The 23,693-nt window shown below is 43.7% G+C and carries 18 protein-coding genes and 1 pseudogene; 9 read left to right on the top strand and 10 right to left on the bottom strand.

Going from position 1 to position 23,693, the window contains the following annotated elements; all coding sequences use genetic code 11:
- Positions 1 to 102: 102 nt before the first annotated feature.
- The 4 genes from PUQ00_RS01940 to PUQ00_RS01925 all read right to left on the bottom strand — a co-directional run bounded on the left by PUQ00_RS01940 (position 103) and on the right by PUQ00_RS01925 (position 5,413).
- Positions 103 to 966 (bottom strand): NAD(P)-dependent oxidoreductase, encoded by an 864-nt coding sequence (locus PUQ00_RS01940; protein WP_300412638.1) that lies wholly within the window; start codon positions 964 to 966, stop codon positions 103 to 105.
- A 54-nt stretch (positions 967 to 1,020) separates the two neighbouring features.
- Positions 1,021 to 1,866: a tetratricopeptide repeat protein gene (locus tag PUQ00_RS01935; RefSeq protein WP_300412636.1), complete on the bottom strand. Its 846-nt coding sequence runs from the start codon at positions 1,864 to 1,866 to the stop codon at positions 1,021 to 1,023.
- A 988-nt stretch (positions 1,867 to 2,854) separates the two neighbouring features.
- Positions 2,855 to 4,549 carry a beta-carotene ketolase CrtO gene (crtO, locus tag PUQ00_RS01930; protein WP_300412634.1) on the bottom strand — a complete coding sequence of 565 codons (1,695 nt, stop codon included), beginning with the start codon at positions 4,547 to 4,549 and terminating at the stop codon, positions 2,855 to 2,857.
- Between the two features lie 105 nt (positions 4,550 to 4,654).
- Entirely contained in the window at positions 4,655 to 5,413 is a 759-nt protein-coding gene (locus PUQ00_RS01925; RefSeq protein WP_300412606.1) for a DUF2993 domain-containing protein, read from the bottom strand.
- 919 nt (positions 5,414 to 6,332) lie between these two features.
- Between PUQ00_RS01925 and PUQ00_RS01920 the strand changes: the two genes are divergently transcribed.
- Positions 6,333 to 8,546, top strand: coding sequence for a phosphoketolase (locus tag PUQ00_RS01920; protein ID WP_300412604.1), 2,214 nt, complete (start codon positions 6,333 to 6,335; stop codon positions 8,544 to 8,546).
- Between the two features lie 427 nt (positions 8,547 to 8,973).
- Here PUQ00_RS01920 and PUQ00_RS01915 read toward each other — a convergent pair.
- The 4 genes and pseudogenes from PUQ00_RS01915 to PUQ00_RS01900 all read right to left on the bottom strand — a co-directional run.
- Positions 8,974 to 9,169 (bottom strand): annotated as a pseudogene (locus tag PUQ00_RS01915) (IS4 family transposase); the annotation flags it as partial.
- A gap of 327 nt (positions 9,170 to 9,496) precedes the next feature.
- Entirely contained in the window at positions 9,497 to 10,315 is an 819-nt protein-coding gene (locus PUQ00_RS01910) for a type 1 glutamine amidotransferase (RefSeq protein ID WP_300412602.1), read from the bottom strand.
- Positions 10,316 to 10,353: 38 nt separating this feature from the next.
- Positions 10,354 to 10,845, bottom strand: a complete 492-nt coding sequence (locus PUQ00_RS01905) for a DinB family protein (protein WP_300412600.1) — start codon at positions 10,843 to 10,845, stop codon at positions 10,354 to 10,356.
- A gap of 151 nt (positions 10,846 to 10,996) precedes the next feature.
- A complete protein-coding gene (locus PUQ00_RS01900) occupies positions 10,997 to 12,334 on the bottom strand; it encodes a Mur ligase family protein (protein ID WP_300412598.1) in 1,338 nt (445 codons plus the stop codon).
- 238 nt (positions 12,335 to 12,572) lie between these two features.
- Between PUQ00_RS01900 and PUQ00_RS01895 the strand changes: the two genes are divergently transcribed.
- The 8 genes from PUQ00_RS01895 to PUQ00_RS01860 all read left to right on the top strand — a co-directional run bounded on the left by PUQ00_RS01895 (position 12,573) and on the right by PUQ00_RS01860 (position 21,425).
- Positions 12,573 to 13,424 (top strand): STAS domain-containing protein, encoded by an 852-nt coding sequence (locus PUQ00_RS01895; RefSeq protein ID WP_300412596.1) that lies wholly within the window; start codon positions 12,573 to 12,575, stop codon positions 13,422 to 13,424.
- 15 nt (positions 13,425 to 13,439) lie between these two features.
- Complete coding sequence (locus PUQ00_RS01890; protein WP_298920419.1) at positions 13,440 to 13,853, top strand: STAS domain-containing protein; 414 nt, start codon at positions 13,440 to 13,442, stop codon at positions 13,851 to 13,853.
- Positions 13,834 to 14,238, top strand: a complete 405-nt coding sequence (locus tag PUQ00_RS01885) for an anti-sigma regulatory factor (protein WP_300412594.1) — start codon at positions 13,834 to 13,836, stop codon at positions 14,236 to 14,238. Before PUQ00_RS01890 ends, PUQ00_RS01885 begins: the two co-directional genes overlap by 20 nt.
- A gap of 1 nt (position 14,239) precedes the next feature.
- Positions 14,240 to 15,247, top strand: a complete 1,008-nt coding sequence (locus PUQ00_RS01880) for an ATP-binding protein/SpoIIE family protein phosphatase (RefSeq protein WP_300412592.1) — start codon at positions 14,240 to 14,242, stop codon at positions 15,245 to 15,247.
- On the top strand, positions 15,244 to 17,394 hold the full coding sequence (locus PUQ00_RS01875; protein WP_300412590.1) for an ATP-binding protein: 2,151 nt from the start codon (positions 15,244 to 15,246) through the stop codon (positions 17,392 to 17,394). Before PUQ00_RS01880 ends, PUQ00_RS01875 begins: the two co-directional genes overlap by 4 nt.
- Positions 17,387 to 19,381 carry a response regulator gene (locus tag PUQ00_RS01870; RefSeq protein ID WP_300412588.1) on the top strand — a complete coding sequence of 665 codons (1,995 nt, stop codon included), beginning with the start codon at positions 17,387 to 17,389 and terminating at the stop codon, positions 19,379 to 19,381. The genes PUQ00_RS01875 and PUQ00_RS01870 overlap by 8 nt, the downstream gene beginning before the upstream one ends.
- A gap of 650 nt (positions 19,382 to 20,031) precedes the next feature.
- Positions 20,032 to 20,619 carry a thylakoid membrane photosystem I accumulation factor gene (locus PUQ00_RS01865; RefSeq protein WP_300412586.1) on the top strand — a complete coding sequence of 196 codons (588 nt, stop codon included), beginning with the start codon at positions 20,032 to 20,034 and terminating at the stop codon, positions 20,617 to 20,619.
- Between the two features lie 197 nt (positions 20,620 to 20,816).
- Entirely contained in the window at positions 20,817 to 21,425 is a 609-nt protein-coding gene (locus PUQ00_RS01860) for a hypothetical protein (RefSeq protein ID WP_300412584.1), read from the top strand.
- A gap of 229 nt (positions 21,426 to 21,654) precedes the next feature.
- On the opposite strand, the gene PUQ00_RS01855 is transcribed toward PUQ00_RS01860, so the two are convergent.
- The gene (locus tag PUQ00_RS01855; protein WP_300412582.1) at positions 21,655 to 22,326 is read right to left on the bottom strand and encodes an O-methyltransferase; all 672 of its coding nucleotides are present in this window, start codon (positions 22,324 to 22,326) and stop codon (positions 21,655 to 21,657) included.
- A gap of 324 nt (positions 22,327 to 22,650) precedes the next feature.
- On the bottom strand, positions 22,651 to 23,538 hold the full coding sequence (locus PUQ00_RS01850; RefSeq protein ID WP_300412580.1) for an NAD(P)-dependent oxidoreductase: 888 nt from the start codon (positions 23,536 to 23,538) through the stop codon (positions 22,651 to 22,653).
- Positions 23,539 to 23,693: the final 155 nt, after the last annotated feature.

Below are 23,693 nucleotides of genomic sequence, written 5' to 3'. Positions count from 1 at the left end.
ATCTGCGGAATAAAAGCTTGTAAATCGCTCATAAACAAGTTTATAAGTTGTTCCCTCTTACTGATAGGCTTAGTTTTTGCCTAAGTCCCATTGTGCAAGTAACTATAGCATTCCTAATTCTTTTCGTAAAGATAAAGGCTGATACCCCAATGCAAAAGCTTTGGAACTATCCAAAGAGACATCTGCTGGTCTGGGTGCTGCCATTTTCACATCTTGTTGTCGGCAGGCTTTTAGTCTGCTGGTGGGAAGTTGAAATACTTCCACTAATAGCTGTCCAAAATCATAACGCGAAATCCGCTCTTTGCCACCTAAGTGAATGATGCCGTTAACTTTTTCCAATGCTAATAAAAGTCCTTTGGCGGCAGTTGTTCCACTTACTGGTGTGCGGAACTCATCGATAAATAAACTTAGTTCTTCTTCGGCTTTTAAAGTTTGAATAAATGGCTGAATAAAGCTTTTAGCTGTGGGTGTTACTGCACCAAACATCAATGGCATTCGACATACTGCGGTCATGGGATATCTATCTAGCATACCTGCTTCAGCGATCGCTTTTTGCTCACCGTAAAGATTGACAGGACACACGGCATCTGTTTCTCGATAGGGGGCATTTAAACCATCAAAAACTAAGTCGGTTGAGGTAAAAACACAAGGAATAGAATTATCTGCACACAGTCCGGTAATATTACAGGATGCTATGACGTTAATTGCGTGCGATTCTTCGGGGTGGGTTTGACAAAAATTTGGTTGCGAATGTGCAGCAGTATGAATAACTCCTGCTGGTTTGACATCACTAAATATGCGCTGCAATTCCTGAAAATCTGTTAAGTTCGCTTTTAACATTTTGATGCCAGGAATCTCTAGAGAATGAGAAAAATAAGTGCCATAAACTTCCCATTCTTGTTTTGCAAGCTGGCAAAGATGCCATCCTAAAAAACCACTTGCTCCGGTGATTAACAATTTTTTCATGTCTAATTGTAAACCGCTCATGAAAAATACTTGCTACAGCAAGTTTATAAAATATTATTGCAGTAATTTCTGAAAACGCTTTTCACTACGCACTTTGCTAAAGTCTGGGTCAGTTTTTGCTAACTTCTTGTACTTCTCAGGAACAAGCTGGATTGCTTTGTCTAGGTTCTCAATTGCTAATTCGATATTGCTTTGTAAAGCATAAGAGCAAGCTTTGTTATAATATACTTGGTGCAAATCTTGCTTAATCGCGATCGCTCTATCATAAGCTGCAATAGCATCTTTGTAGCGGTGCAGCTTTGTCAGAGCAATGCCTTGGTTAATTAAGGCTTCATATTTGTCGGGTTTGATAGCGATCGCTTTGTCGTAAGATGCAATAGCGTCTTTGTAGCGTTGCAACGATGTTAAGGCTATGCCACGATTATACCAAGCTTCATATTTGTCGGGTTTGATGGCGATCGCTTTGTCGTAAGATGCAATAGCGTCTTTGTAGCGTTGCAACGATGTTAAGGCTATGCCACGATTATACCAAGCTTCATATTTGTCGGGTTTGATGGCGATCGCTTTGTCGTAAGATGCAATAGCGTCTTTGTAGCGTTGCAACGATGTTAAGGCTATACCACGGTTAATCCAAGCTTCAGAATTTTCAGCTTTGATAGCGATCGTTTTATCGTATGCTTTTATGGCATCTTCGTAACGTTGTGCATCTAATAAATTATTACCTTGATGAAAGAAATATTCTGCTTTTTGCGTAGCCTTTGCTTCTATAAAAAGTTGGGCTACATTACTTTCTTGCACAACTTGTGTAGCATTTTCTGTCGATGAGTTTGCGCCAACACTACAGCCAAATGCGAGGAAAGCTATCAAGCCAGATGCAACGAAGCACTGCTGAAAAACCATGCTATACATACAAAACTTATAAAATGATGTTAAAAGTTGTTCATTTTTTGAACATTATTAAAGTACACCAGGTTTTACCCATTAATTTCCTTATTTTTTGGAAAAATAACTTTGCTGACGAGGCATAGAAGCTTTTGAAAATTAAGTGTATGTTACATTATCATATAAAATACACATAAAGCAATTGTTTAGAGCCTATCTCACTCAAAAAACGATTATTGGTGTTGCTATATAGGTAGACATCGCACTTGTGTGGTAATTTTCTCTCCAATTAACAAGGCTGCGATCTGAGACTTTGTTCAGGCTTTAACTTTAATATAAACAGATTTTTACGTAACATATACTTTAGTAGAGTTTAATTTAGATCAGTTTTGTGTAGCGACTAATAAAGTATAGGAAGTATATGACTTACGCAAAATATCTCTGAAACTCTGATTTTCACCGTTCGCGCAGCGTCTCCCCTTGGGAGAAGTTCAGATGCCTGCGGCGGGCCGCTCCGACTTCTCTCTGTGTACTCTGCGCCTCTGCGGTTCGTTATTCCGTAACTCGTGCGTAACTAAAGTAGTTTCATCGCACGAAGACTTTAATTTTAAGATGGGCTATATAAAGATTTATAGCTAAATTTCCATAATTTCTGTAACTTAAGTATAATACTTAATTAAATTTTGTGGCGAATGAAATTAGGTAAAACTCTGCGTTACTCCCCGTTTCAAAACGTTACGATTTTACGCAAAGCTGCACTGAGCTGTTATGTATACAATTTGCATTATCAGGGCGGGCAGGATGCCCACCCCACAATCATCTTGAAAAAATATTAGTGCAAATTAAAGGCGCAAGAGCTTAAGACTAAATTTCAAATAAGAGCATCAGTCTCTAACTAGAGTAGATATAGCAATCCTATCTGAGTTGTGATTTCTGTTTTTAAGGAACCAGAGAGAGAAGAATCAATAGAAATTTTCACAAATTATTTAGGACTGCTATATTAAGCTCAACTAATACCAAACACGGACTCGACAGTTGACTTAATCGAATCGCGTGCATCCTTCAAAGTTTGGCTAATAGGATGTTTTGCCTGCAAAAATGCGCGGGCACAATTGCGTCCTGGCATTCCCGAAATCGAACCACCTGGATGAGTTCCTGCACCAGTCAAAAATAGATTATCAATTGGTGTTTTGTAGTTCGCTATTTCTGGCAAGGGACGGAAAAATATCATCTGATCTAAAGTCATGTCAACATGATAATAATTCCCTTTGTACGCACCTAATCTTTCTCCTAGTTCTGCTGGACTTTCTACACGACGGGCGATAGTTGCATTCTTGACATTTGGTGCATAGTCTGCTAATTTATCAACCACCCTATCTGCAACTTTGTTTTTCAATTCATCTGTCCAACCAGTACCTTTTAAACCAGTGCCTTCTGCACCCGCAATTTGATAAGGGGCAAAAAACTCAATCCATGCGGTGTGCTTACCTGGTGGTGCTAATGTGGGGTCTAAATAGCTAGGCATCACCAAATACATCGATGGGTCAGCATCAGGAATCTCTCCCAAGGTACATTTACTATGAGCCTGTTCTACATGAGCCACAGAATCGGCAATTAAGATGGAACCAACGAGATATTCGTCTTTGTGGGCGTGGTGGGGAAAGTGGAGTGGTTCGTCTAAAGCCAAATCTATCTTGAGGATGGTTTCGTTATTGTTAACGATGCGGCGTTCTAATCTTTCCCATAAATCTGGGTCGGCTCCATCAACATCGCTTTTATCAGTCATTTGCAAAAATAACCGCTTGGCATCAATATTAGAAATAACTCCATATTTAGCGCGATATTCTTTACCACCAGCAACCCGCACACCCACAGCTTTGCCATCATCAATTAAAACTTTTTCAACATGCTGATCTGTGAGAATAACGCCACCTTTACTTGTGACTAAATTCACCAAAGCTTGCACAAGTGCGCCAGTTCCGCCGCGAGGTCTTGCCATTCCGGGATTGTGACGCATTGCCATCATGATTGCACCAATGGCAAGGGTTTTTTGCGATGGTGGTGCCCCAAGTTCTGCTGCTAGTCTGGCTAGTGGCGCTTTCAGAAATTCCTCATCAAACCACTCGTTAAGTAAATCCTCAGCGCTGTTCAACATTGTGCGAATAAAGTCCAGCGTTTTGTTTGGGGAACCAATCACAGAAAATAAATCTTTCAGTTTGGTGATGTCGTAGTTACCAAGGATATCTATAATTGACTTTGGCGGTGCATTAAACATAGGAATCATTGCACCTAGCGCTCGCTGCCAAAAGTCTACAAATTCGGCGTATTTTTTGGCATCACGTTCACTGTAACGGGCGATTTCTGCACAAGTTTTATCTACTGATTTATGTGCTAAGAAATACTTGCCATCAGGATGAGGACAGAAAACAACCGGATCGCACTCCAGATAATGCAAGCCGTATTTTTCTAGTTCTAATTCTTCAACAACTGGCCCCAAGTGAATAAATTCATGGTCAATAGCACACAAGTTAAATTTAAATCCCGGAGCTTCTTGGGGTAAACATTCTTCAGTTGTTGCTGCACCACCGATAACAGAACGCTTTTCTAGTAACAGGACGCTATAACCAGCTTTCAGCAAATAAGCTGCACATACTAGCCCATTGTGCCCAGCACCGATTAGCACAACATCATACTCTTGCATAGTTGTCATTTTGAAATTAAGTAGCTTTTAAAAGCTTATTAAACTTTTAATAAATTTACATCATTCCGTAGTTACAAAAATTATCCTTAACTAGTGTCAATACTACTAAAGAGATAATTCAGTGATTGATGAGGGTATTTGCTTCACTTGAGTCTCTACCAAAAGTATTAAACTACCCTTTTCTACTTTTATGTCTTTAATCTTGAACGCCATCTCTTCCCATTTAAAAGATGGTATATTCATCAGTTCTTTGGCTTTCTGCATTAATGCTGTAACTAATTCTATTGAAATCCCGTCTCCCTCAGTGCAGTTAAAACTCTCCAGCATCGCAGGTTGTGAATGAGTCCGTGGCCGAAGCACCGCAGTGTAAGCGAAAGGGCGAGTATTTCCCTTTTCCTTTAATAGCAATCTTCCTCTACATTCAATTTTGCCTTCACCAGGTAAAAATACTTGAATTTTTTGTGGTTCAAAACTCACAATTTCACCATCTACATCAAAATCAAAGTTTTGCATCTGGCTGCTAACAAAGTCTGATGCCAAAGCGCGGTTCATATCTACTTCTGTGAGTACAATACGAGCAATGGCATTTACAGCCTCATTGAGTTCTATTTGACCAAAAAGAGCGCTGAAGGGATTGATGGCAATACTATCTGTTTGCAGTTTTATTTCCTGTATGCGAATGCCTTCTTTAATCACTAATCCTTGACCAGCAACCGAAACTCCATCCGCCTGTCCTTGAACTATTTTCAACAGATCGGTTTGGATATCTATATCTATTTTTTCTGCTTCATCTAGCTTTTCGGATATTCTTTTTTCAGCTTCCTGGGATAGAAATTTTTCTTCCAACCGATGCTCATCAGGCATGAATTATTAATCTCATAAACGTCCTCTTCCTATTTACTGTAAAGGCTACTTCTGAAGAGTGAATCTATATTGGGGTATATGTAAGTTGTAGAATTAGAGTAATTCCTAATTTGTATACAGGACTGCGATCGTTAAGCACGGATTCCAAACTCTTTTAATTAATTATGAATTAGTTTTAAAATATATCTAAATATATATAGCGTTTCTCGTTTGTATGCAATAGACTTTGACCTCTCTCCTAAAAGGAGAGAGGCTTTGAATCTTACTCCTCTTCCCTTATAAGGGAACCCGTCCACCACAGTTGCTCCCCGTTGTAGCAACTGGCGTAAGGGGTTGACTTGTTGACTCGTTCCCAGTCTACGACAGGGAATGCATTCATTGAGTCTCTGACTCAATGTCTGATTAGAGGCTTTGCCTCCAATCAGACATTCCCATGCTCTGCATGGGAAGGAGATAAACCAGAGAAAATTCCTGTTTCCCCCCAATCTATCGCTACGGTGTATACACAAGTCTAATTACTCCCCTTAATCTCCCCTTGGCAATGGGGGAAATAAGAAAATTAATTTGGGGTACAGAGCAACCACTGATAGCGAAGCGTTAGCGAGTCCTCGAGCGTCTTGCAATTTTTAATTGGAGCGTTCGCCTTTGGGGTCTCGTAGAGAAGCGACTTGACTCGTGACAACCATCTTGATTGGGACGGTCTGCGCCTGTCACCAAACCACGCCGTTTCATAAAATTTTTTGCGCCTTTATACCTTTTTCCTACTTAAAGGAATTGAAATTTTGGTTGCGTGACCATTTAAATTACTTATTCTAAGCTTGCAAAAAAGCAATAAACTGTTACAACCTCAAAGATGTAAAATTTTTGTTAAATTCAACGAGCATCTACAGTTTCATTTAATCGTCAAAAGGTACTCAGCATGACTGCAATTTCCCCAAAGGCATCTTCAGCGCTTCCCGATTTTTCTAAAGGAATTCAATATTTTGGTGAAGCGTTACCAGATTTTGAAACTTTTGGTGCAACACCTGCTATAGAGTCGGGCAAAATAGCGATCGCATCTCCCACAGAACCGAATGCAGTATATCAAACTTTACTAGCTGCCGATGCCCTCCGTTACCTGATTTTGCAAGTTACCGCTACTAAAGCCTCTGGGCATCCCGGCGGATTCGCTAGCCAAGCAGAAGCTTATGCATCTCTTGTCATGCTGGGATACAAGAACATTATCACTGAAGTCGGACACCACGCCCCTGGATTTTATAGTGCCATGTTCTTGGATCGGTCGCTAGAGGATATGGGAATTTTTACAGTCGAACAATTGCGCGATCGCTTCCGAGAAAAGCACGGATTATTAGGACACCTTTCTGGTTTCATTCCCGGTATTCTCGCACCTGCTGGGCCTTTGGGACAAGGGCAACACTTTGCAATGGCGGCTGCACTGTTGCACAAAGATAAATTATTCCCTTTTACAGTTGGTGATGGTGGATTGGGTGAACCATATATTGTAAGTGCGATCGCGCATTTCCATACTGCTTATCCTGCTGTCACTAACTTCTTACCAATACTGGTATGGAACGGTTACAGCCAAGAACATCACAGTATGGTTTCCCTCAAAACTAATGAACAGATGCAAGCATATTGGCGAGGTAACGGTTTTGATGAAGTCGTGTTAGTCGATGCCAAGGATTTCGACGATCAAAACCAGCCAGGAAATTACGTTGATAGTACTGCTTTTTCCTTTGAAAAGCGGCTAGAATTCACTCAAGCAGTACTTTCCGGTGTAGATCAAGCCGCGCGATCGGCACTGGGCGGAAAACTTACTGTCTTCATTATTAAACAACTAAAAGGCGCAGGAGTCCACGCGCGGGGTGCAAAATCTCACAACCTCTATCCCAAAGATACGCTAGATGCACCGCATATTATTAGTGCATTGCAAACCCGTGCTTTGTCTGCGGAAGCTTGGCAATTAGTGCGAACAAATGCAGAACGCGCAGGTGGTGGCCCAGCAGCTAAAACTGTGGTGACAGAATTTGAATTACCATTACCAGAATTAGGCGAATTACCTTTAGAAGAATATGCAGTTGGTGGCGAAGCAAAAGTTTCCACAACCGCAATGGGACGATTGGTAGGAATAGTTGGAAATAAAGATCAGAATTTTCTTGTTACCAACGCCGATGGTAATGAAGCATCAGGAATTGCCAATATCAACCAAGCATTAAAGATTATCCACCCCACAACCGACGATTTATATTATCAAGCACCAAATGGACAAGTTTATGAACCATTGAGTGAAGATGCTTGTGCCGGTTTAGCTGCGGGTTTGGCGTTAATGGGTGCGAGAACTTTGTGGTGTTCTTACGAATCTTTTGCCATCAACGGATTACCAATTTGGCAAACTGTTACGCAAGCAATGGCAGAATTGCGCCGTCCTACACCCTCGACTATTACTTTATTCACAGCTGGCGCATTAGAGCAAGGGCGCAACGGTTGGACTCACCAACGTCCAGAAATTGAAGCTTACTTTGCTTCCTTGATGCGAAATGGAAATATTTTCCCATTATTTCCCCCCGATGCTAATAGTATTCAAGCTTGTTATGACTGGGCGTTGAAAACTAAGAATAAGGGAATTGTGATTACTGCAAGTAAAACGCCATTGCCAATTCGCACTACTTTAGAACAAACTCGTCAAGGGTTGCGCGATGGTGCAGTGCTATTGCATGAAATCGCTGGTGATAAACAAGTTGTATTTGCTGTAATTGGCGATTTAACATTAATGCCAGTATTTGAAGCTGCTGCTTTCTTAGAAACTGAAGGTATTGGCGTCAAGATAGTTACTGTGATCAATCCTCGGCAATTGTACCGTAGCGATGATACCGCTTGGGAAACTTGTTCTGAACCTGAAGGCGGTTTCTTGGATGATGCGAGATTTGCCGAATTATTTGATGGTGATGCGCTAATTGCTGTTACTGGTGGTGCGGCGGGGATGCTAGAACCGATTCTGTTGCGGAGTAGGGCGAAGCGCGATACTTTTGCGTGGAAGCGTGGGGAAACTACAGCCAGTGCTGGCGAGTTGATGGCATTTAATGGATTGACTGCTGAAGCGTTGACAAAACGTGCGATCGCCTTAGTGCATTAAGTCTGGAATAGTTTTTACTATTATCGCATTTATACGTATACAAACGCTGAAAAATTGCGTTGCAATGCGTATATTTGCGTTTTTTATTTAAGAGAACTTTGAGAGCGTTAGGATTAGCTACAGGATAAATGTGGGTAGATTTACTGGAATTTTTTGAGAGTAACAGGTTTACGAGTTCTAAATTTGATTTACGAGTCAGAAACTTAATTTACGAGTTCTAAATTTGATTTACGAGTCAGAAAGTTGATTTGCGAGTCAGAAAGTTAATTTGCGAATCAGAAAGTTAATTTGCGAATCAGAAAGTTAATTTACAAATCAGAAAGTTAATTTATGAGTCAGAAACCTGATTCAGCTAGTGCTAGTAAGTTGATGGCGTTTAATGGATTGACTGCGGAGGCTTGACGAATAACCAACGGTAGGTATACTATTTCACGTAACGTGTAGCATCTTCAAACCCATTAATTTTTAGGCTAGTAATTAACAACCAACTAATTGGTTTTACTGAAGAAGGTGGGTTTTCTTCAAGTGCCAGAATTACTTGTAATTTCACAGGTTTTAGCTGCGAACGCTCTTCGGTGATGTAATGGTACTTGTAGATCGAAAATTGTGAACCGAATTGTTAAGAGATGATTTATAAAGTAAACCTTAAATTGTCGGGTGCGTTATAGCAACGCTTAACGCACCGAGAAACATGGTGCGTTACGGCTACTTCTCACTCTCTCGAACTCCCAAATCCTTGCATAGCCGTAACACACCCTACTTAATATTTACTTTATAAATAGCCGCTAACTGTGCATTCTTGCATTCTCTATCACTACCCCAAGCTACATTCTTCTCTTAAAACTATACCCATCAATACTTTCAGTATTATTTTAAGTATTTTGTATAAATCTTAAGTAAAGATGTGACTAATGGATAGCACGGGGAGAGGCTTAATCAGGGAACTTAGGTTAAACTTTCGCCGCAGCAGCACTTGGTAAACTCACTTTCAACCGCTTAAACATCGCTTCTCGTGCTTGGACAGCGAGATTATCATCCAAAGGTTGCAACGTAATTTCCTGCTGATACTTTAGCCGCAATGCTGTTTGAATTAACCAATCGGCGACAAAAGGATTTTTCGGTAACAATGGCCCGTGAGAATAAGTAGCGATCGCATTCTGATAAAATGCTCCCTCTGTACCATCTTCACCATTATTTCCCAAACCATATACCACTCGCCCCAAAGCTTCCACTTTCCCCAGTTTAGTGCGTCCGCCGTGATTTTCAAAGCCTACCAAATATGGTGTACTACCCGTCATCTCTTGTAAATCTCGTGCCAGACGTGAAGCTGTCACTTCAATTACCAAGTTACCAATACAGCGCTTAGTATTTTCACCAGGATGAACGGAAACTAAATCGAGTATTCCCAAACCATCAATCCGTTGTCCCAAACCTGGTTCATAATAGTGTCCCAGTAATTGGGGTGAACCACAGGTAAAAACTCCCGGTGTTCCATTTTCAATTTTCTCGCGCATGGCGTCGGCTTTTGCACCTTGCAAATCACGCATGACAATTTCTTGCTGACGGTCTTGTGCGCCACCACCCACGATTACATCTACAGTTTTAATATCTGCGGCTGTGGCATTTTGATCTAGGGGTAACACTTTAACATCGTATCCCCGCCACTGAGCGCGACGTTCTATAGTAATTACATTACCGCGATCGCCATAGGTACTCATCAGCGTCGGGTACAACCAACCAATTGTTAATTCCAAATTTTGAGAACTCATAAATAAATTTTGATTAATAACTAATAGTTTTTATCAACTTATGGTGAAATAACTCTGTGCATATCCAGACTTGGAGGAGCAATTTCCGTTTGGGTTAGCATATCGTGAATTTGTCCTCGGTGATGTGTCTGATGGTTGAAAAAATGTGCTAGCAATAGATTCACGGAATCGCGATAAATTTTACCTTGATTATTTTTATAAGTAATTATTCCCTTCAAGAAGTCATCATCTAGCTCCTCAATAAATGCTGTGATCCTCTCATCTTCTAAAACACGGGCTGCACACAATTCCTCAAATTCATCATAGAGGATACCATCAAGTCCTTGAGATGACATCTCTTCACCTGTAAAGCGCCCCATCCAAATGCGGTCGCCGATCATAATATGATTCAGTGTCCCATAAATACTTTTGAAAAATGCTGGTCGAGTCTGCTTGAGTTCTACATCTGAAACTAGTGAACAAACGTCATACAACCGACGATTTGCCAAAGAATTGTAGCGTGAGAGCATCTGGAAGTGTTGAATGAGCATATCGCAAATTTAAGTGATTTATCTATGTCTTTGGGCATTGGGCATTGGGCATTGGGCATTGGGCATGGGGCATTGGGCATTGGGCATTGGGCACGAATTTTTTCCAATTCCTAACTCTAAACTCCCCACTCCCCACTCCACACTCCCTAATTTAAAGAATTTTCCGCCCAGTGAGAACTTCTCGCACTTCTAACATGGCTGAATAGGTAGGCAGAATGTGCAAAGTTTCATTGTCTGGTGTATGCTCTAATGCAGTAGCGATCGCCTGTCGCAAATCTTCTTCCACAATTAAATTTAACGTACTCTCAGGGGACTTTTCACTGTAACGTAGACGTAGAGCCAAATCGTAGACGCGATCGCCACTCACTACTAAAGTCCCTCCGCGTTCGACTAATTTTTCCGTATCCACGTCCCAAATCCAGGATACATCAGTACCATCGGGTGTGCGATCGTTCAATACCAGCAGTGTGGTTTTATCTGTGCTTTGAGTAACTACACGAATGGTTTCATTGGTTCCCACAGGATTTTTTGATAATAATATCCGCACCCGTTTACCGTTAATTACTAAATCTTCAGCACGACCAAATGCCGCTTGGAAATTATTAATAGTATCTCTGATTGTTAGTTCATCAACTCCCAACTCAATAGCCGCAGTAGCAGCAGCTAAAGTATTATATTTGTTGTACAAACCAACCAAAATCTGCGACCATTCACTACTTTCGAGAGTCGGTTTACTTTTAGTAAAACCACACTTGGGACAAGTAAAATCTCCCAAATGAGACAAATAAACACCCTTGTAATCTAAGGAATGTCCACATCTGGGACAATAGATAGAATCAACAGCGTGAGGAATAGCTTCTAAATAATGTTCTGGTTCATTCAAGCCAAAGAATAACACCCGTTGGGGTAACTGCTGACCGAGGTTAGATAAAGTTGGGTCATCAGCATTGGGAATTACCACCGTTTCTACTGGTAGGGTAGAAATAACTTTTGTCCAACGCTTACTAATTGTGTCTACTTCGCCGTACCTATCGAGTTGGTCGCGAAATAAGTTTAAACAGAGAATAATTCGCGGCTGGAGTGGCGTTAATACTCTTGGTACAATATTTTCATCAACTTCCAAAATCGCGTAATCAACATCTAGTGTACCTAGTAAGTTGGTGCTTTCCAACAACGCACTGATCAAGCCATTTTCCAGATTTGCACCTGTAGAATTATGAGCGATGCGATAACCCTTGCGTTCTAATATCGTGCATAAAAGCAGTGCTGTAGTGGTTTTGCCGTTAGTACCAGCAATTAAAATCACTCCGTTTTTAACTTGCTGACTCAATAATTGTAAAAGTCGGGGTTCAATGCGACGAGCGATCGAGCCTGGTAATACACTAGCAGCACCCAGACGCAAAAATTGCACTATAAACGTCACACTTTTTGCCACTGACACCGCGAAACCCAATCGTAGCCTATCTATGAATTGTATTTTGTTTCCCACATCTCTACCTTAGTCTTCTGGCGGTTGCTAATTGAAGTCTTGAAGTTGCAAATTTAATCTTGTGAGTTTAGCGAATCCTAGCTTAAAAAGCCAGTCTCAACATTGTTAGGGAGCTTAATAAACTATTCCATGTCGCCGCGCCCCCGAAAAAATCGCTCTCCAACTTCAGCTTTCAGGTTAGGCTAAATCGTCATACACTGATTTTGAACCAATGAAAGGGGTTGCCCTTACAGGAACGATGAGCGAAAGTAAGATACCAGACATCCTGGAAACTTTCGAGGCAGATATGCTATCGGAGTGGATTCAGGAGCTAGCCACTATTAATCTTCGCAGAGGCTTGATTAAAGAAGCTGAGATCAAGGAGGAGTGCCGGGAATTCCTTAGCTTGTTTCGGATCGCCGTTCAGCAAGGCAACTTAACCAATATTGAGGGAGTGACATGGGAGGAGATGCGGGAAATGCTGAGTAGCATTTCTCGATCGCGATCGCAAAAAGGCTTCACACCCACTGAAACGGCTACATTCATTTTTTCGTTCAAGCAACCCCTCTTTAACCGGATGCGTCAACAATTGAAAGACCCGATTGAGTTGGGTGAAGAAATCTGGCTAGTCACCAACTTACTCGATCAGATGGGATTGCTGATCATGGAAGTATATCAGAAGACACGGGAAGAGGTGATTTTGCGACAGCAGGAAGAGTTGATGGAGCTGTCTACCCCAGTAGTTAAACTCTGGGAGGGAATTTTGGCATTGCCGATTATCGGCACTCTGGATAGTGCCCGCACTCAAATAGTGATGGAATCGTTATTGCAGAAGATTGTCGAAACCGAGTCAGAAGTTGCGATCATTGACATTACTGGGGTTCCCACCGTCGATACCCTCACTGCTCAACATCTGCTCAAGACCGTTACTGCTGCCCGTCTCATGGGAGCCGATTGTATGATCAGTGGCATTCGTCCTCAAATTGCCCAAACAATCGTCTACCTCGGCATTGATTTGGCTAATGTCACAACAAAGGCAACGTTAGCCGATGCCTTTCTCACGGCGCTAAAACGGATGGGAGTGAGCATCACCCGCTCTCAACCCAAATAGGTGGATAGAAGACCAATGGAACGCATTCCCATACTCAAAATGGGCGATTTACTGCTTGTGACAATCCAAGTAGACATGCACGATCGCCTCGCCATGACGCTACAGGATGACCTGACCAACCGCATCACTCAAACTCATGCTCACGGTGTCCTAATCGATATTTCTGCATTAGAGATTGTTGATTCCTTCATTGGGAGAATTTTAAGCAACATTGCCAGAATGTCAAGGGTGCTGGATGCACAAACAGTTGTCGTTGGAATGCAGCCTGCTGTCGCAATCACCTTAGTGGAATTGGGGCTATCGCTGACGGGCATTCGCACTGCCCTAAATGTCGAAAAGGGCATGGCACTGTTGCGATCATCACTCGATAAAACCACAGATCAAATCACTGCCACCAAATGGAGAGCAGATGACGATCCAGAAGACTGAAACGATGGACATTGAATCTTCTACAGATGTAGTCTTAGTTCGGCAGACCGTGCGCCAGTTTGCTGTGGAGATTGGCTTTGGTTTAGTAGACCAAACTAAAATTGTGACTGCCGCCAGTGAGTTAGCCCGCAATACCCTAGACTATGGAGGAGGCGGCACAGTAAAGCTAGAAACGCTTCAGGAAGGGGGACGACGAGGACTCAGGCTGACCTTTGAAGATCATGGCCCGGGAATTTCTAATATTGAGTTGGCGCTGAAGGATGGGTTTACTACTGGGGGTGGATTGGGTATGGGGCTGGGCGGTGCCAAACGACTTGCCAACGAGTTTGAAATTCAATCTGCGGTGGGAGAAGGGACACGGGTAAAAATTGTACGATGGAAATAAAATGAGAGAATCTGTCGCTATCACAATCACTGAATCCAGCCAGACCGGGGAAGCTCGACGGGTAGCGATGGCTTTGGCAACTCGGCTCGGCTTTCAGGAAACGGAACGGGGCAAGGTTGGCATTGTGGTAACAGAGATTGCTAACAATCTAGTGCAGCACGCTCATGGCGGAGTGGTGCTGCTGCGGACGCTCAACCAGCATTTAGCAGTCGGCATTGAAGTTTTGTCGCTTGATAAAGGATCGGGCATGGTCGATGTAGATCAGTGTTTGCAAGATGGCTTTTCCACAGCTGGAACGTCAGGCAATGGAATGGGCGCAATTCGTCGCCTCTCTGGTTTATTTGAAATTTACTCCATTCCCAACCAAGGGACAGCGCTCCTCGCCCACCTCTGGTCAGACTCAACACCCCATCCGCCTGAAAAGACCTTAGAAATTGGGGCGATCTGTTTGCCCAAACGAGGAGAAGACGTTTCAGGAGATGCCTGGGCTTGTGTTGTCGATGGTCGCCGTAGCCTGTTGCTAGTAGCCGATGGCTTAGGACATGGACCTGCGGCTGCCAGTGCTGCTTCACAAGCCCTGAGAATCTTTCAAGACAATCATCATCGTTCTCCTGGTGCAATCCTGGAAGCTGCCCACACAGCCTTGCGAAGTACACGAGGAGCAGTACTCGCCATTGCCGAAATAGACTTTGAACAACAGTCTGTCTGCTTTGCCGGAATTGGCAATATCGCTGCCAGCATTTTCTCGTTTACTGAACACCACAATCTGCTGTCTCATAACGGCACGGTCGGGCATGAAATCCGCAAAATTCAAGAGTTTAGCTACCCTTGGTATTCCAACGGACTTTTAATTATGCATTCTGACGGATTAGGCACTAAGTGGCAGCTTGATCGCTATCCAGGCTTGAGTCAAAAACATCCTAGTTTGATTGCAGGTGTCCTATACCGGGACTTTAACCGAGAACGGGACGATGTAACGGTGTTAGTGGTTAAAGGAATGGGCAGATGACAATCGTTTTCACGATCGAAATCCACTATGAACAGGATGTTGTGCAAGCTCGGCAACGAACTCGCGAGATCGCCGAGCAGTTGGGCTTGGATACTCAAGATCAGGCACGATTGGCAACGGCAGTTTCAGAAATTGCCCGCAACGCGTTTCAGTATGCCAAAGGCGGAAGGGTTGAATTTTGTGTGCAAAGAGAGCCTCAGGCGTTTCTGATTCGGATTCAAGATTGGGGTGGGGGCATTCCTAATCTGGTAGACGTTTTGGCAGGACGCTACACCTCTAGCACAGGAATGGGGCTGGGCATCGTGGGCACCCGCAGACTGATGGATTTCTTTGAGATTGAATCGCTGCCGGGACAGGGAACAACGGTGGTGATGAGCAAAAGGTTGTCGAAGCGCACACCTATTTTCACCGATTCGCAATTGCAGCAGATTCGAGAAACCGTGATCGGGCGATCGCCCCAGAATCCCTATGAAGAAATCCAGCGACAAAACCAGGAGTTACTGCGGGCAATGGCAGAGCTACGGAAGCGCGAGGAAGAACTTACCCATCTAAACCGGGAACTAGAAGATACCAATCGCGGTGTAATTGCCCTCTATGCAGAACTGGATGAGAAGGCAAGTTCTTTGCAACAGGTAAACGAGCTAAAAACCCGTTTTCTCTCGAACATGAGCCATGAGTTTCGCACCCCCCTGAACTCGATTTTGTCGCTCTCTCGGATCTTGCTGGCCCGGATGGATGGCGATTTGACTACCGAGCAAGAAAAGCAGGTGACATTTATCCAAAAGGCGGCGAGCGGATTATCAGAGTTAGTCAATGACCTGCTGGATTTGGCAAAGGTGGAAGCTGGCAAAATTGAAGTGCGTCCTAGTTCCTTTGAAGTCAGCGACTTGTTTGCCACGCTGCGAGGAATGCTGCGCCCATTATTGGTTCAAGGCTCCTCTGTCGCTCTGATTGTGGAGGAACCCGATACCATACCTCCGCTCTATACCGATGAGGGCAAAGTCGCTCAAATTTTGAGAAACTTTGTCTCGAATGCGCTTAAATTTACGGAGCAGGGAGAGGTACGCGTTAGTGCGATACAAATAGGTTATACTGTAATATTCTCCGTATCAGATACGGGCATCGGCATTGCTCCAGCCGATCAAGAGCGCATTTTTGAGGATTTTGTGCAAATTGAGTCCCCTTTGCAAAAGCAGGTGAAGGGAACCGGGTTAGGACTGCCGTTATCGCGCAAGCTGGCAGAGCTACTGGGCGGCAGCGTTTCCCTTACAAGTGATCTGGGTCAAGGCTCCACCTTTACGGTATCAATTCCGATCGCCTACCCACATGCGACTGAATTTCCCACCCTACTGCAACCCATCACATCACTTGAGCCAACTCGCCTGCCCATTCTGGTGGTTGAAGATCATCCAGAAACACTATTTATTTACGAAAAGCACCTTCAGGAGTCAACCTATCAATTAATTGCGACCCGCACCTTAGCCCAGGCAAGGCTTGCCTTACAACAACTTCGACCGGCGGCGATTATGCTAGATATTATGCTAGAAGGAGAAAACGGCTGGACGTTCTTGCGAGAAATCAAAGGAGATGAAACAACTCGCACCATCCCTGTACTGATTATTACCATCATTGATAACCAGAAGCAAGCACTGGCGCTAGGAGCTAACGGCTTTCTAATTAAGCCTGTGGACAGATTGCCGCTGTTGAATAAACTCAATGCGCTAATTAATCAGAATAGACCTCAAAAAATTTTATTAATTGACGATGACCCCGCTTATCGGTATCTTATAAAAAAACTATTGGCAAATACACCGTTGAGTATTTTAGAAGCCGCGAACGGGCAAGAAGGATTAAATTTGGCACAACGCCAGCAGCCAAGCGTGATCGTGCTTGACTTGGAGATGCCAGAGATCAGCGGGTTTGATGTACTCAAGCAGCTTAAAAACAATTCCGTCACTCAGTCGATTCCTGTGATCATCCACTCATCTGTCCAACTGGATGCAGAAGTGCACAAGCGTTTAGCTGAACAAAGCATCGCCATTCTTTCTAAAGAAACAGGCTCTCAAACGGCGGCAATTGCCCAACTCCAAGAAGCGCTCGTCAAAGCCGGACTAGTTCTGGGTGCTTGGGAGAAAAGCAATGTCTGAGTCACAGGTGACGATTCTGCATGTTGATGATAATGAAACCAACCGTTACATTGTGTCCCGTATTTTGCAAAATGCCGGCTTTACAGTCGTCGAGGCAGCAAGTGGAGCAACAGGATTAGAGGCAGTTGTCGAGCACCAGCCTGCTCTAGTGATTTTGGATGTCCAACTACCAGATATCACCGGCTTTGAAGTCTGTCGTCAAATTAAGGCAAACCCCGAAACGGTTTTTATTCCCGTGCTACACCTTTCTGCAAGTTTTGTCCAAAGCCAGGATAAAGCAGAAGGCTTAGACAGTGGTGCCGATGCCTATCTAGCACAACCAGTTGAACCCATTGAACTGCTTGCCACGGTGCGATCGCTGCTGCGAATTCGGCAGGCGGAGGAAGCTGCTCTCTCCTCAGCACGAGAGTGGCAAACGACCTTTGACTCGATCAACGACGGCGTATGTCTAGTAGACCGAGAAGGTATAATTCTGCGCTGTAATCGAGCGATAATGCAGATTTTTTGCAAGCCCTCCCAGGAAATTTTAGGTTGTCCTCACCATGAGTTGATGGACGCAGAATTGGGAATGGGCGACGGCACATGTTTTCACCGTGCTAAAGAAACTCATCAACGGCAAATTCTCGAATTTCAGTTCAAAGGACAGTGGTTTGCCAAAACTATCGACCCGGTATTTGATCAGCAGGGGACTCTCACAGGCGCGGTTTTCATCCTGTCAAATATTACGGAGCGCAAACAAGCAGAAACCTTACTGCAAGATCAGAACGATCGCCTCAATCAGCTGATGATTTCCTTGCAAGAAAAAACTGAACAAGCACAGCAAGCCAACCGAATCAAAGATGAGTTTCTAGCAGTGCTGTCTCATGAATTGCGATCGCCCCTGAATCCAATTTTGGGTTGGGCAAGAATTCTACAAAGGACTCAGCAGGACGCAGCCAAAACTCAGTATGCGCTCGAAACGATCGAACGCAATGCCAAACTCCAAGCACAACTAATCGAGGATCTGCTCGATGTCTCGCGTATTCTCCAAGGCAAGTTGAGTTTGAATACACTGCCAATTGGTTTAACATTCACCATCAAAGCTGCCCTTGAAACCGTGCGGCTTGCGGCTGAAGCTAAATCTATTCAAATTGAATCAATATTTGAATCGAACATTGCCCAAGTGTTGGGTGATTCCGGTCGCCTGCAACAGGTTGTTTGGAATTTACTTTCTAATGCGATTAAATTTACCCCACACGGTGGTCGAGTAAAGGTGCAGTTAAAAAGGATCAACGATGAAGGTGAAGGGATGAATGAAGTAGATACTCATCCTTTGGAATATGCTCAAATCATTGTCAGCGACACTGGCAAGGGCATCTCTGGTGACTTTCTGCCCTACGTCTTTGACTACTTCCGCCAAGCCGATGGGACAACGACCCGAAGATTTGGGGGGTTGGGGTTGGGGTTAGCGATCGTGCGTCATTTGGTTGAGCTGCACGGAGGAACCGTTCAGGCGACGAGTCCTGGAGAAGGGCTAGGAGCAACATTTACAGTCAAGCTTCCATTTATCGCTGCGGTAAAACAGAATCAAGATGATACTGAGTTTGATAATCCCTCAGACTTCAATCTAAATAAATTGCAAGCGTTGCTTGTAGATGATGACAGAGATTCGCGGGAGTTTATCGCCTTCCTGCTAGAACAGTATGGGGCGCAAGTGACTGAAGCGGACTCAGCTAGTCAAGCTCTGAGCAGTTTAAAGCAAGCAAAATTTGATTTGCTAATTAGTGATATTGGTATGCCTGATATGGATGGCTACACACTAATTCGTCAAATTAGAAAGCAGTCGCCTGACCAAGGCGGAGAAATTCCAGCGATCGCCCTTACTGCTTATGCTGGAGAAATTGATCAACAACAAGCACTAGCCGCCGGATTTCAACGCCATATTTCCAAACCAATTGAACCAGAGCTACTAATAGAGGCTATTTTGACTATATTAGGTAGGCATTAAACCAAGATTTGTGTAATTTACTGTAAGATGGTCTAAAAAGTCCTAATATATCTAACACTACAGTAATTTTTCCATAAAATTGACATCAGAGGGCAAATATTGAGGATCTATCGCTATAAAAACCTGAGTATTTATTAAATTTATTTATAGTTTTTACGGCTTTTAACTCCCAGTTGCCTGAAGTCACTAGCTCCAGCCGAATAGTATGACCGCTATAGCAAACGCTTTGGAGATTCCCGACTGCCTAGAACGCTTCAGAATGTCAAAGTCTTAAACCCTTTAATTGACGAGAAATGTGAAATTGGAAAGACCCTAAGCCAAGGTTTAAGTAAATTAAAGAATTGATATCACTTTTAGAAATAGCCTTTTGTAGCATTCATATTAATCGTCAACAAATTTTATAGTTTCAGCAGGCTCTCTTACCTAAAACCTACATCAGCAAAGGGTTTGCGACATTTAACTCTATTATTATCTCATGAGAGTGATGAAAAAGCGTTAACTCCCCTTTCATCCGCCACTTCCACTTCCGATAGATAATCTCAGTAGGCGTTATCTTAAAAAATAGTGCGCGGGTGTAATTACATATCCAGCCCAGTTTGCCGAATTCAGCACAAACTCACGACAAGTAGTAGCTTGCAAGGTTCCTTTTGATGAATAGCATAAAGTTTCTTTTTTTACATAAACAAATTACTGGCTGGCGAAGGTGGTTGTCCAAATGCCTGTTGTTGCTTGCAAGTCTGTTCATTCTCAGTATGCAACCTGCATATGCTGGTCTTAATAATGATTTATATGATGGCAACATCTTTGTCGTTTATGCTGGCAATGGTTCATTGGTTCCTCCCAGACAGACACTGGCACAGACTTTAGCGCAACATAAACCCGTATTTTTGGCTTTTTATCTCGATGACAGCAGCGATTCTAAAAGATACGCCATTTCGATTTCACGGGTACAGGAATTCTATGGTCGGGTAGCAGAGATTATGCCGATTAATGTAGATACTATCCCGCCTAAACAGAGCTACAACCCTACAGAACCAGGATATTACTATTCTGGGGGTGTTCCTCAAGTCGTGGTGTTTAATAAATCCGGTGAGGTAGTTTTGAATAAGAAGGGTCAAGTAGCTTTTGAAGAGATAGACGATGAATTTCGCAAAATCTTTGATTTGTTACCACGCACGGAAACAGCACAGCTAAAGCGGCGAGCCTTCAATGAGTTCAGTAGTGAGTTAGCTAGGTAACTTATGGGGTAGACCAAATTGGTCTGCCCTAATTTTTAGTGCTATCTGTTACTACATTTCTGCCGATGCCAAAGGATAATATTTAAATATCAGTGTTAACAGATTAAAAAGTTAATCCATAGTCTATAGTCTGTAACAAATGACTAATGACCAATAACCAATGACCAATGACCAATGACTAACTAGAGTGTATTCTGATGTCAAAGGTTTACACAACCCAGGAGCTAATTCAAATTTTGGCAGCTGAACGTCAAGCCTGCCTCAATGGAAAACGCCTAAAATTAGAAATAAAAGTCTCTGGCAATCCTCTAATTGACCAGTTTCTTAGAACTGATGGGCTGCAACAGTTCACTGCGTATCAAGATTTCAAAACTGCAATTCATGATTATCAAAGGGAAAATCGAATTTCAGGTATTATCTGGCGCGAAGTGACAGTCAAAGGTAAAAACTTGAACTATCCCGAAGTAGACACCGAGTTAATAGCCCTCATCAGTGACTTAGAGATATTAAAAGCTGCTAAAAATTCCATCGTAGAATTTTGGTATGAAGTATCTATGGGGATGGATTTATACTTGAGTTTCAATAATAGTAAACAATACCAACAAATTGTCACATCTGATCTAGAGAGAATTGTTCAAAGAACAGAATGGGCAAGTTTGTGTAAATGGGAAAATTCTAGCTTTTTGGAAATGATTTTGCAGCTAGGATGGGGTAAACCAGAAGAAGCTTATTACAAACGAGGAAGACCGCGATCGGGTAGTGAATATATTCATGCAGTCAATCCTGGTAATCGCCCGATTGGTTGACCGGAATTCCTCTCCTTAGTAAAGCTACGGTGTACACACAAGTCCTAAAAACTTAGCTTGATAAGGCTTCTGATTCTCATGCAAAGCATTGTCAGTCGATGCAATGGCACTGTCAGTCGATGCAATGGCATTGTCGATGCAATGGCATTGCAGGTCAAGACACTTGTCTGTACACTGTAGCCTTAGTAAAGAGAGGGATGTCCCTGATTGCTCTTGGCTCAATGCCCTATTAGTCAGTGGTGACGATCGCGATCGCAAAGCCGTCGTACCCTTTGCTGCCCACGGTCTGGATTGCGGTGGCGCTGACACGCGGCTCAGAGGCAAGCAATTCGTTGAAGCGGCGCACTCCCTGGACGCTAGGATCGCTGCTGCTTGGATCAATCACCGCTCCGTTACGCACGACATTATCGGCGATGATCAGGCTGCCGCGACGAGAAAGCTTGAGCGCCCACGCCAAGTAATGCGGATTGTTTGGCTTGTCAGCGTCAATGAAGATCAGGTCAAATGGGCTGTTACCCTCGGCGGCAATCTGTGGCAGCGTCGAGAGTGCCTGTCCGAAGCGGAGGTCAACAATGTCGGACAGACCCGCGTGGGCGATGTTGGCACGGGCGACTTCGGCGTGCTTTGGGTCAGCCTCCAGCGTGATCAGACGCCCGTCGCTGGGTAGCGCCCGCGCCAGCCAGATAGTACTGTAGCCGCCCAGCGTGCCAATCTCCAGGATGGTTCGCGCCCCTTGGATTTGCGCCAACAGCAGCAGCAGCTTGCCCTGATTTGGCGAAACGTTGTGTGGTGGCAGTCCGGCGGCAGCGCTGGTCTGGAGCGCCGCATCCAGCGCGGGGTCGGGCGGCACAAGCAGATCGGTAAAGTAACGGTCAACCGCAGTCCATTGCTCTTGAGTCATAGATTCCCGCTTTTTTCCCCATCTATCTATAGTGTTTCCTAATCTAGGGACATAGAGCTAACCTCACCCCGCTTTATCTCCCAATACGCTTGGTGTTAAGGCTAAAATCCTTTGTCAAAGTCAATTTTTTTAACGAACCACAGAGGCGCAGAGAAGCCAGTGCGTTGGGCGGGTTCCCCGACTTGTAGCAACTGGCGCGACACCGAGAGAAGAAACAAATGCTTAACCTAAGCGTATTGCTTTATCTCCCCTCTCCTTAATAAGGAGAGGGGTTTGGATATGATCTACTTGATGCAGCTCAGAACCGCTATAAAATACTCAAGATTAGGTGTCGGAGCTTGCTTGGTTGGAGAGGATTGTAATGATTTCGTTCAGTGGACGATCGCGATTAGACTCTTCTGGTGTTTCCTTACCTAAGGAGGTTTCTTTCACCAAGCGGTAAACATCGGCTGCTCCGTAAAAAATGCGCTCAGTCAGACCTAACTCTTTAAAGGTTTCTGCAATCTCTTCCATTTCTCCTATCCAACGATGCGCTTTCGGTGTCATCGATGGAATGGAACGGGTTAAGATGCTAGCAAGTTCCTTTTGGCTACTAGACACTTCATCCCATAGTTCCTGATCCAACCCTAAACGATGGGCTGCTATTAGCAATTCTGTGCCGATTGCTGTCAGTCCTTTTGTCAGAGCTGCGTAGCACATTTTCAACCCGGAAGCCTGACCAATTTCATCACCAATCAGCCGCACATCTAAGCCATGATCTCGCAGTTGTTGGAGTTGATTGGCCTGTTTTCCCGAAGTATAAATGCGGGTGCGATTGGGAACTCGCGGTGGTGGGCCAATAATTGATGCATCTACGAATGTTCCCCCAACTGATTCGATAAGTTGGCTGATATTTATGACTTTTTGGGGTGCGATCGCATTACAGTCAACGTAGAGAATGGGTTTACCAACATTGCTGATCGCCTCAGCTACTTCCTTTGCTGCTTCGGTGGCTGCTGCGGAGACTAGAACTGATAAGATTACATCAGATTCAATTACCAGTTGTCTGAGGGAACCCACATCTTGGATGTTGGCTGCGGCTGCTAATTGGCGAGTTCGTTCACTGCGATCGTCTAGAGCTGCAATAGTTTTCAATCCATTTTGATTCAGAACAGCTGCGATCGCCTGTCCCATATCACCTGGACTTAAAATACCAATAGTTTGGATAGGCATGGAAAGTTTTATATTTACTTTGTGGCTGACAAGTTAATTTGTGGTAATTGAGTCGTCAACAAACTACGTTAAGTTGATAGAGATGCCGTATTTAAATCAAACCACGGATCAGCTTAACAAGCAAGCTATCTGTTGAGAAGCAGTAGGAGTCATTC

It is taken from the genome of Nostoc sp. S13 (genome assembly GCF_029379315.1).
In the GTDB taxonomy this organism is placed as follows: domain Bacteria; phylum Cyanobacteriota; class Cyanobacteriia; order Cyanobacteriales; family Nostocaceae; genus Nostoc.
This window is presented reverse-complemented; position numbering and strand designations above follow the sequence as displayed.